Genomic DNA, 10781 nt, shown 5'->3' on the forward strand with positions numbered 1-10781 from the left:
GGGAATTAGTTAAATTTAGTATAGCAATATAAATAATTATATCATAATGTAGTGAATAATTCTTAAAAAAGTATGCATGCATAATAGTTTTTAACAAAAAGCACCTGCTCAAATTGTTAAATTCATAAAATAGAAAATGATAAAATAAGGTAAAATGCTATTCAACAGTTACAGCTTTTGCTAGATTTCTAGGCTGATCAACATTTTTGCCTAGCATTAAGGCAATATGGTATGATAATAGCTGTAATGGTATAGTTGTTAAAAGAGGTGTTAGAGATTCTATAGTTTCAGGAACTTCAATAACATGATCTGCTAGTTCTCTTACTTGTTTATCGCCTTCAGTTACGATACCAATAATTTTACCTTTACGAGATTTTATTTCTTGAATATTACTAACAACTTTTTCGTAATGTCCTTTTTTTGTTGCAATAACAACAATTGGCATGTTTTCATCAATTAAGGCAATTGGGCCGTGTTTCATTTCGGCTGCAGGATAACCTTCGGCATGAATATAAGAGATCTCTTTCAGTTTTAAAGCGCCTTCTAAAGCAACTGGGAAGTTGTAACCTCTTCCTAAGTATAAAAAGTTACTCGCATCTTTATAGATTTCTGCCACTGTTTTTACATAAGCATCAGACTCTAATGATTTTTTTACTTTTTCCGGAATTAATTCTAATTCAATCATGTGTTGTCTAAATTCAGAACTAGAAATCGTTCCTTTTGCTCTCGCTAAACGCAGTGCAATTAGTGTTAGTACAGTTATTTGAGTGGTAAAAGCTTTAGTTGAAGCAACGCCAATTTCTGGGCCAGCATGTGTATAAGCTCCTGCATCTGTTTCTCTAGCTATAGACGATCCAACAACATTACAAACTCCAAATACAAATGCACCTCTAGATTTTGCTAGTTTTATTGCAGCTAAAGTGTCTGCCGTTTCTCCAGATTGAGAAATGGCAATTACAACATCTTTATCTGTGATAACAGGATTTCTGTATCTAAATTCTGAAGCGTATTCTACTTCAACCGGAATTCTGGCTAAATCTTCAAAAATATATTCGGAAACCAAACCAGCATGCCAGGATGTTCCACAGGCTACTACGATAATTCTGTTGGCATTCAAGAAGGTTTTCATATTATCTTCTACACCAGCCATTTTTATAATACCTTCATTAGGTAGCATACGTCCTCTGAAGGTATCTAGAATAGCACTTGGCTGCTCATAAATTTCTTTGAGCATAAAATGATCATAACCTCCTTTTTCAATTTGCTCCAGATTAAGCTGAAGTTCCTGAACGTATGGATCTACCAGAGAATCATCTTTAATTTTTCTGACCTTAACTCCTTTGTTTCGTCTTACAACAGCCATTTCTTCATCTTCGAGATAGATGGCGTTCTTTGTATATTCTATAAAAGGGGATGCGTCACTGGCAATAAAGAACTCATCATCACCTATTCCAATGGCTAGAGGGCTGCCAAGTCTTGCTACTACGATTTCATTAGGTTTGTTCTTGTCAAAAACAGCAATTGCATACGCTCCTATAACCTGATTTAAAGCAATTTGAACAGCTTTTCCTAGTTTGGTGTTTTCGTTTTTCTTGACATCTTCAATAAGATTGACTAAAACTTCGGTGTCTGTATCAGATTTGAAAGTGTACCCTCTTTTTATCAATTCTTTTTTCAAAGACTCATAATTTTCAATAATTCCATTGTGAATTATGACAAGGTTACCTGAGTTTGAATAATGAGGATGTGAATTAACATCATTAGGAACACCATGAGTAGCCCAACGTGTGTGGCCAATTCCTAAAGTGCCGCTGGTAGATATTTCTTTTTCAAGTTTATCTTCAAGATCAGCAACTTTACCTTTGGTTTTAGATAACTTAATATCATTACCATCAAATAATGCAATTCCTGCACTATCATAACCTCTATACTCTAATCGCTTAAGACCTTTTAGAATAATAGGGTAAGCTTCACGATGACCAATGTATCCAACAATTCCACACATACTAACTTCTAATTATTTGGTTCAGTAAAAAATATTTCCAAATATAATTTTTTTTCTTCGTCCAATGTGTTATTTCCGAAAAGAACTGTTCCTCTTTGAGTAATTATTGAACTCACAGGAACGTTATCGATGGAATTATCTGGGCTTAATACATCAAGTTGTCGAGAATTATTTTCTAAATTAATATTGCCCGAAACAACGAGGCCAAGGTCAACATTTGTTGAATCTCTTATCAATAAGTTATTAATATGTTCTGTGATTTTTATCTTATACTTAACGCCATTACCATTGTCGTCGCGCTCTAATCGACCTAAGTGGTCTATTCTTGAATTTAATGGAGAAAAAGTATTAGCAATATCAAAAAAGTAATCGATTATAGGAAGGTTGTTATTCATGTCGTATAAAAAAATACGTTCTGGTTCTTCAAGGCCAACAACACTAGATTGGTCAACATAAAATACAAGGTTAGCTTCATTAACTAACTTTTTACTTTTAATAAATTTTCCATCTTCATCCATTTCAACAAATTCATTCTTGAAATACTCAAAGCTGTTGAAGAGAATATCATCATCTATATCTTCTCCATCAAATAACTTTACGACAGCAATTGAACCTTCACCACCTTTGAGAAATAATTTTTCATCGCCTAGATTTTCATCTGCATCAGGAAATATAAAGTCATTAGATAAAAAGTTTGCTCGGTTACCAGTGAAATTTAAGACATAGGTAGTTTCTATTGGATCTAATTCAGGATTAAAAGAATTGTCACTTCTGAAATACAAAGTAATGTTTGCATTGCTACTTGCTAGATTTAATAGTGACATAGTTCCTAAATCATTTATGGCCTCAGTTTTAAAGTAGACACCTCTAAAATAATCGTTAAAATTATTGACATTACTAAGTTCAGGCTGACCAGATTTAGCAATAATTTTATTCTCCCAATACGCCATTGCTGCGTCATCTTCGGTTTCGTCTGAATTAAATGATATGCGCAAAGCTGGAGCTAGTCGATCTGTAATATTACCGTCTTCATCTTCTAATTCTATTTGGGTTGCTTTTGGAATAAAATCGTCATCCTGATATAAAAGTGTCCCTTCTAGTTGTGCATCGCCAATTGGACTTGTTCCTGTTGATTGATTAGAATAATAGACTTGAGGCTCATTAATACTTGAAGTTGGATCAAAATCTCTCAAAAAATAATTGCTCTCGTAAATTGAAAGCTTCATTGGAGAATTTCCAAAAACAGAATCTAACTCATAAAGTGTTCCACCATCTGAAGTGGCTTCTATTGCTGTACTAAAATAAGGAATACTAATCACTACAGAGTCTAAAATAACATTTTCACCAAAGTCAGGATCTAGAAACGCAGGTCTTAATTGTGTAACTATATTGCCAGTTGTTTGCCCGTAAACAGGATCGTTATATACACCTAACAAGTTAATAGGTAAGGTGCTGGTTTGAACTGGAGGCAGCGCTTTTGTGTAAGCAATAACATCAAAATCTCTTGATAAAGCATCAAAATTTGTAGCATTATTACTATTTACTATGTCAGATTCAATAGTTGCAAAATCTTTATCACAAGCAATAAAAACAGTTGTTAATAGTGTAAGAATAGCTAAGTTTCTTAAGGCAATTGTTTTGTTTTTCATGTATTTTTTTAACTAATTTAGTACTTTAGTATTGTAAAATTCTGTGTAAGGTTCTGCGAATTCTTCAATTGGAAAATAATCCAAAACAGGTTTTTCACAAGCATTTAAATGGTCTTCAACATCTTTTGGCAAATCACTAGAGCCTTTTATTAGAGCGTCTGAATGATCTATTGCGATTTTCATAAGATTACTATAATTAGGCGTGTTTAGTGGTTTAATACTCGCCTCATCTATATTGTCAAATTTGACTTTGTTAACCATGTCTTTATCTAACGTGCCTTCAAAGCTTTGATTGTATATTGAGGTCACAATTTTACTTTCAGTAAATAAAGGCTCATCTTTATAAAATTCTTTTAGATATAAAGGTAATAACGAAGCTAGCCAGCCATTAACATGAATAATATCTGGTGACCAGTTTAATTTTTTTACAGTTTCAATAACACCTTTGGCAAAAAATATGGCACGTTCATCATTGTCCGGAAAAAGGTTTCCGTCTTCATCTGTAAGCGTAGCTTTTCGTTTAAAATATTCTTCATTATCAATAAAGTACACCTGAATTCTCTCTTTAGGAATTGAAGCGACTTTAATAATTAATGGCATATCTAAGTCGTTGATTACTAAATTTATACCGGATAATCGGATGACTTCATGTAATTGGTGTCTTCTTTCATTTATATTCCCGTAGCGAGGCATAAATATTCGTATTTGTCCTCCTTGTTTGTTTACCATTTTTGGGGCTTCAAATGACATTGAAGAAATTTCTGTTTCTGGTAAATATGGCACAACCTCAGATGACACATACAATATTCGCTTATCTTTCATAAATCTGTCGTTTTTGGAATTAAAAATAAAAAACATGCAAAATTACAAAAATTTATGCAGATTGCTAGTAAAATATTAAGTTTGCACGCTGTTAAACTTTTGTTATTGTATGCAGATTTTTAAAAATAAAACCGACTTAACTGCTCATATTGATCATCTAAAGTCTGAAAAGAAAACACTTGGCTTTGTACCAACTATGGGAGCATTGCATCAAGGACATGCATCATTAGTTTTAAAAGGTTTAGAAAATAATGATGTGGTTATAGTAAGCGTTTTTGTAAACCCAACACAGTTTGATAATAAAGAGGATTTGGTAAAATATCCAAGAACTTTAGAAAAAGATGTCGTGTTACTTAAGAACATTTCTGAAGATCACATTATTGTATATGCACCAACTGTAGCGGATATATATGGAAATGATATCTCTTCTACCTCTTTTTCTTACGACGGATTGGAACATGAAATGGAGGGAAAATTCAGAACTGGTCATTTTGATGGTGTAGGAACAATTGTTAAAAGGCTCTTTGAAATTGTTAGACCTGACAACGCATATTTTGGAGAAAAAGACTTTCAGCAGTTAATGATTATAAAAAAACTTGTTGAAAAACATCACATCCCAGTTAATGTTGTTGGTTGTAAAATACACAGAGCAAGTGATGGCTTGGCAATGAGTTCTCGTAATACAAGACTCAAGCCGCAATATAGAAAGGCAGCTCCTTTTATCTACAAAACCTTAAAGACTGTCAAACAAAATTTTGGCACAAAAAGTGCTAATAAAATTACAGAATGGGTTAAAAAAGAATTTGCGAAACATGAGTTATTAGAATTGGAATATTTCATTATAGCAGATGTAGATACCCTTAAAACTGTAAAACGAAAATCTAACAAGAAAACATATAGAGCTTTTATTGCTGTATATGCAGATGATATTAGACTAATAGATAATATCGCATTAAATTAATTATCTTTGCCGCATGCAAATTCAAGTAGTAAAATCTAAAATTCACAGAGTAAAAGTTACAGGTGCAGACCTAAATTATATTGGTAGTATCACTATCGATGAAGATTTAATGGAAGCAGCCAATATTATTCAGGGTGAAAAAGTTCAAATCGTAAACAACGATAATGGTGAACGTTTAGAAACTTATTGTATTCCAGGTCCGCGAAATAGTGGTGAAATCACATTAAATGGAGCAGCAGCTCGTAAAGTAGCTGTTGGAGATACACTTATTTTAATAACCTATGCGTTTATGAATATTGAAGACGCCAAAGTTTTTAAACCATCACTAGTCTTTCCTGATGAAGCTACTAATCTTTTAAAGTAAACGTTTGAATAAAAAGACAATCAAGTTCCTAAAAATAGTGCTCCCTTTATTATTAGGAGTGCTGCTGGTATGGTATTCTTTGTCTAAAATTTCTGTTGAAGAGTTAATCGCCTATTTTAAAAATGCAGACTATTTCTATATTATTTTAGGTCTGTTTTTCGGATTGTTAAGTCATCTTTCAAGAGCATATCGTTGGAAGTTTATGATTGAACCCTTAGGTTATACTTTAAGATTACCCAACAGCATTATGGCTGTTTTTGCAACTTATTTAGTTAATTACACCATTCCTAGAGCTGGAGAAATTACCAGAGCAACAATATTAACCAATTATGAAGGTGTTCCTTTTGAAAAAGGATTCGGAACAATAGTAGCCGAACGTATTGCAGATATGCTTGTCATGTTAGGCATCGTATCTGTTACCTTATTTTTAGAGTTTGATTTTATTTACCAATTTTTCACCGAACGATTTGAACCTAAAAAAATAATTTTTGGCATAATTGTACTATTAGTGTTAACAGCATTGTTTTTAGTCTTTATCAAAAGAAGTCAAAGTAAAATTGCTATAAAACTAAGGTCATTCGTGAATGGACTGGTTGAAGGCATACTGACTATATTTAAAATGAAACATAAATGGGCATTCATTTTTCATACGCTGTTTATATGGACAATGTATGTTTTAATGTTCTACGTAACATCGTTATCCATTGAAGAAACTTCAGCCTTACCTTTTGCTGCAATTTTAATAGGTTTTATATCTGCCAGCTTTAGTATTGCTGCTACAAATGGAGGTATTGGTTCTTATCCTGTTGCTGTTTATGCAGCATTTTCAATATTTGCCATCGCTAAAGAACCCAGTATTGCTTTTGGGTGGATCATGTGGTCATCACAAACGTTAATGATTATTGTGCTTGGTGGTTTATCGCTAATTTACTTACCTATATATAATAGAAAGGAATAATTTTTTACCTTGCATTACGATAACATAACAACCATGATGAAGCATTTTACTTTACTCACACTAGTTTTACTTTTCTCACATTCACTAACAGCTCAAGTAATTTATGAACCTTTTGAGTCGTCAAAACTGGGACAAACGAGAGATATTAAAATTCAATTGCCTAGAAATTATGATGCAGAAGATGAAACATTATATCCTTTAGTTATTGTTTTAGATGGTGATTATCTTTTTGAACCAGTTGTTGGTAATACTGATTATCAATCATATTGGGAAGATATTCCAAATTGTATTGTCGTTGGAGTTAATCAAAGTGCAACAAGAAAAAATGATTTCTTTTATGCTGAAGAAACAGGTTTCCCCTTTGATGAAGGAGCTAATTTCTTTGAGTTTTTGGGTATGGAGCTTATTCCTTACATAGAAGATAATTACATGGTTTCAGATTTTAGAATCGCAATTGGACATGATATGAGTGCCAATTTTATCAATTATTATATTTTTAAGGATAAACCTTTATTTAGAGCTTATGTACTGCTTAGTCCAGAACTGGCTCCAGAAATACCAGCTTTAATGGGACAAAGAGCACCTTCTTTAGAAATGAATACATTTTATTACTTAGCAACTGCAGATGATGATGTAAAGCGATTAAAAACTGATATTTTAGCTTTAGACAATACTTTAAAAGGTATTAATAATGAGTTTTTTCATTACAGGTTTGATGATTTTCAGGATGCTAATCATTATTCTTTAGTTGGGTTAGGCATTCCTAAGGCTTTAAATCAAATTTTTTCATTTTACAAACCAATAACTAAAAAAGAATACACTGAAAAAGTTCTAGAATACGAAGGGAGTCCTTTTGATTATTTAATGAAAAAATATGAAGACATTGAGCTGTTTTATGGCTTTAAAAAGAAAGTTGTTGAAAATGACTTTAGAGCTATAGCTGCTGCTTCAAAGAAAAAAAATGATGTAGAATCTTTAAAAGAACTTTCAAAACTGGCAAGACAGCTATATCCAGATTCTATGATTAGTGCTTACTATCAAGGAATGTATTATGAAGAAGATGGTAATTTAAAAAGAGCTTTAAACAGTTATCAATCAGGACTTATGCTTGAAGAATCAGATTACATTACTAAAGATATGTTACTTGATAAAATTTATGACCTTCAGGATTAATTCTTAAAAATTAATGTATTTCGTCGAATAAATATGTGTTTTATCGTTTGGATTATTATATTTACTCCTCCAAATCCCTACTAAACGATGAAAAAATACCTACTTGTTTCATGTGTTGTACTCTTTAGTGCTTCACTTTTTTCTCAGACAATCTATAAAGAGTTACCCTCTCGATTTCTCAATACAACGAGAGATATAAAAATTAAATTACCTAATAATTATGATCCTGAATCTTTAATAAAGCACCCAGTTATCATTGTATTTGATGGTGATTATTTATTCGAACCTGTACTAGGTCAAGTACATTTTCAAACCTATTTTAAAGAAATGCCTGAGTCAATAATAGTTGGTATTGTTCAGGGAAAAGAACGCTTTTACGATGGTTATTTTGATGAACTTACTGGTATGCCGTTTGAATCTGGTAAACGCTTTTATGACTTTGTACAAAACGAACTACTACCTTATATAGATGACAATTACAATACAAGTCCGTTTAGAGTTGCAGTAGGTCATAACACAATGGCTAATTTTATAAATTCTTATTTATTTACAGATGTTCCTGTTTTTCAAGCTTATATCAATATTAGCCCAGATTATAAAGGAACAATGTCCAACAATCTTATAACACGTTTGAGTCATTTAAGAAATGAAGTTTTTTATTACGTAGCAACAAGTGACAAAGATGTACCAAGCTTAAAAAATAACATAACAGAAACGAGTACTGTTTTAAAAACTTTAGATACACAAAAGCTTACATTTTATTATGACGAACTACAAGGAGATAGTCACTATACACTTGTTACGGGAGCATTATCAAAAGCTTTAGACAAGATTTTTGAAATTTTTAAACCTTTAGATGAAAAGGAAATTAATGAAAAAGTATTGACTTATGATGGTACTTTAGATGATTATATTGTAGATAGATATGAGCGAATTGAAAAGTATTTTGGAATTAGCAAGCCTATAACAGAAGAAGAATTTGCAAAAATTGTTGCCATTGCTGAAGAACGAGATGATTTAGAATCGTTACAAAAAATTGGTAAACTTGCTAATAAACAAGACCCAAATTCCTCACTGGGAACCTATTATTTAGCGCTTCATGCAGAAAAATCGGGAAAGAATAAAAAAGCTACTAAATTTTATGAATCGGCTTTAACACTTGGAGAAACTACTATAATTGATAAAGAGTATATCAAATCGAAACTAAAGAACTTACAAGATCTGGCTATTGACGATAATGAAAAGGATGATGATGAAGAAAACTAAATTTAACATATATTCAACAGATTATATATTCGAGTGGTTATACCTTAAAGCTAAGACTTTTATTTTTACAAATCTGTCTACAAAATTGGCTGCCATAAATATGATATCTATCATAACATGGTTTAAAGATATCAATTAAAAATATCTTAATTTAGCTGTCAAAATTGTATCGATGGCTAAACTAAAAACAACCTTTTTCTGTCAAAATTGCGGGTCTCAATATTCAAAATGGCAAGGGCAATGTACGGCTTGTAAAGAATGGAATACAATTACAGAAGAGGTCATTCAAAAGCCTGAAAAAAGCGATTGGAAGACACCTTCTTCAGCCTCTAAACGTGTTTCTAAACCCTTAAAAATTAATGAGATTGATGCCTCAAAGGAAGCAAGATTAGATACTTTAGATCTAGAATTTAATCGTGTGCTTGGTGGAGGCTTAGTTCCAGGATCTCTAACCCTTCTGGGAGGAGAACCTGGTATAGGAAAAAGCACGTTGCTGCTTCAAATATCTTTAAAATTACCTTATAAAACCTTATATGTTTCAGGAGAAGAAAGTCAGCAACAAATTAAAATGCGTGCCGAACGGATTAATCCGAATACAAACAATTGCTATATATTAACAGAAACTAAAACACAACATATTTTTAAACAAATCACTGAACTTCAGCCTGATGTTGTTATTATAGATTCAATTCAAACATTACACAGCGATTATATTGATTCTTCGAGTGGAAGCATTTCTCAAATTAAAGAATGTACAACCGAACTTATCAAATTTGCAAAAGAAACAGCAACACCAGTCATTTTAATTGGACATATCACTAAAGATGGCCATATTGCTGGACCCAAGATTTTGGAGCATATGGTGGATACCGTTTTGCAATTTGAAGGTGATCGTAATCATGTATTTAGAATTCTTCGTGCTAATAAAAACCGGTTTGGGTCTACAAACGAATTAGGTATTTATGAAATGCAAGGCTCAGGACTAAGAGAAGTTTCTAACCCTTCAGAAATTTTAATTTCTCAAAAAGATGAAGAATTATCTGGTAATGCTGTTGCTGCAACCCTTGAAGGGATGCGACCACTATTAATTGAAGTACAGGCTTTAGTAAGTACAGCAGTTTACGGAACACCACAACGAAGTGCAACAGGATTTAATGCTAAACGATTAAATATGTTGTTAGCAGTTTTAGAAAAACGAGCAGGATTCAGGTTAGGTGCAAAAGATGTTTTTTTAAATATTACAGGTGGTATCACAGTTGATGATCCAGCTATAGATTTGGCAGTAGTTGCAGCTATTCTTTCATCAAACGAAGACGAATCATTAGCTAGTGATTTTTGTTTTGCTGCTGAAGTTGGTTTGTCTGGCGAAATAAGACCAGTTCAACGTGTTGAACAACTTATTCTTGAAGCTGAAAAATTAGGGTTTTCGACCATATTTGTTTCAAAATACAATAAAATTGCATTGAAAAATACGGTTATAAAAATTCAACTCATTTCTAAGATTGAAGATTTGGTAGATTTTTTGGTTTGATAATACCAAAAGTTCAATGCACATAAACGTTAATTTAAGTATTTCATATTTG

Annotated in this window: 9 protein-coding genes; 6 read left to right on the forward strand and 3 right to left on the reverse strand. The window is 32.2% G+C overall.

The window, feature by feature from the left end; all coding sequences use genetic code 11:
• Positions 1–157: 157 nt before the first annotated feature.
• From glmS to ACRHNM_RS02800, 3 genes are read right to left on the reverse strand one after another with little or no spacing between them, the layout of a single operon-like run.
• On the reverse strand, positions 158–2005 hold the full coding sequence (gene glmS, locus ACRHNM_RS02790) for a glutamine--fructose-6-phosphate transaminase (isomerizing) (protein ID WP_431133423.1): 1848 nt from the start codon (positions 2003–2005) through the stop codon (positions 158–160).
• 8 nt (positions 2006–2013) lie between these two features.
• Positions 2014–3654: a DUF4270 domain-containing protein gene (locus ACRHNM_RS02795; protein ID WP_431133425.1), complete on the reverse strand. Its 1641-nt coding sequence runs from the start codon at positions 3652–3654 to the stop codon at positions 2014–2016.
• Between the two features lie 12 nt (positions 3655–3666).
• Entirely contained in the window at positions 3667–4476 is an 810-nt protein-coding gene (locus ACRHNM_RS02800) for a glycogen/starch synthase (RefSeq protein ID WP_431133427.1), read from the reverse strand.
• 109 nt (positions 4477–4585) lie between these two features.
• On the opposite strand from ACRHNM_RS02800, the gene panC reads away from it, so the two are divergent.
• From panC to radA, 6 genes are all read left to right on the forward strand, one after another.
• The gene (gene panC, locus ACRHNM_RS02805; RefSeq protein ID WP_431133429.1) at positions 4586–5437 is read left to right on the forward strand and encodes a pantoate--beta-alanine ligase; all 852 of its coding nucleotides are present in this window, start codon (positions 4586–4588) and stop codon (positions 5435–5437) included.
• 13 nt (positions 5438–5450) lie between these two features.
• Entirely contained in the window at positions 5451–5801 is a 351-nt protein-coding gene (panD, locus tag ACRHNM_RS02810) for an aspartate 1-decarboxylase (protein WP_091422334.1), read from the forward strand.
• 4 nt (positions 5802–5805) lie between these two features.
• On the forward strand, positions 5806–6759 hold the full coding sequence (locus tag ACRHNM_RS02815) for a lysylphosphatidylglycerol synthase transmembrane domain-containing protein (RefSeq protein WP_431133432.1): 954 nt from the start codon (positions 5806–5808) through the stop codon (positions 6757–6759).
• A 36-nt stretch (positions 6760–6795) separates the two neighbouring features.
• Complete coding sequence (locus ACRHNM_RS02820; RefSeq protein ID WP_431133434.1) at positions 6796–7932, forward strand: alpha/beta hydrolase; 1137 nt, start codon at positions 6796–6798, stop codon at positions 7930–7932.
• A gap of 87 nt (positions 7933–8019) precedes the next feature.
• Positions 8020–9198 (forward strand): alpha/beta hydrolase, encoded by a 1179-nt coding sequence (locus ACRHNM_RS02825; protein WP_431133436.1) that lies wholly within the window; start codon positions 8020–8022, stop codon positions 9196–9198.
• Between the two features lie 172 nt (positions 9199–9370).
• Positions 9371–10729, forward strand: coding sequence for a DNA repair protein RadA (radA, locus tag ACRHNM_RS02830; RefSeq protein WP_431133438.1), 1359 nt, complete (start codon positions 9371–9373; stop codon positions 10727–10729).
• Positions 10730–10781: the final 52 nt, after the last annotated feature.

It is taken from the genome of Psychroserpens mesophilus, from assembly GCF_050617655.1.
Taxonomy (GTDB): Bacteria; Bacteroidota; Bacteroidia; order Flavobacteriales; family Flavobacteriaceae; genus Psychroserpens; species Psychroserpens mesophilus_A.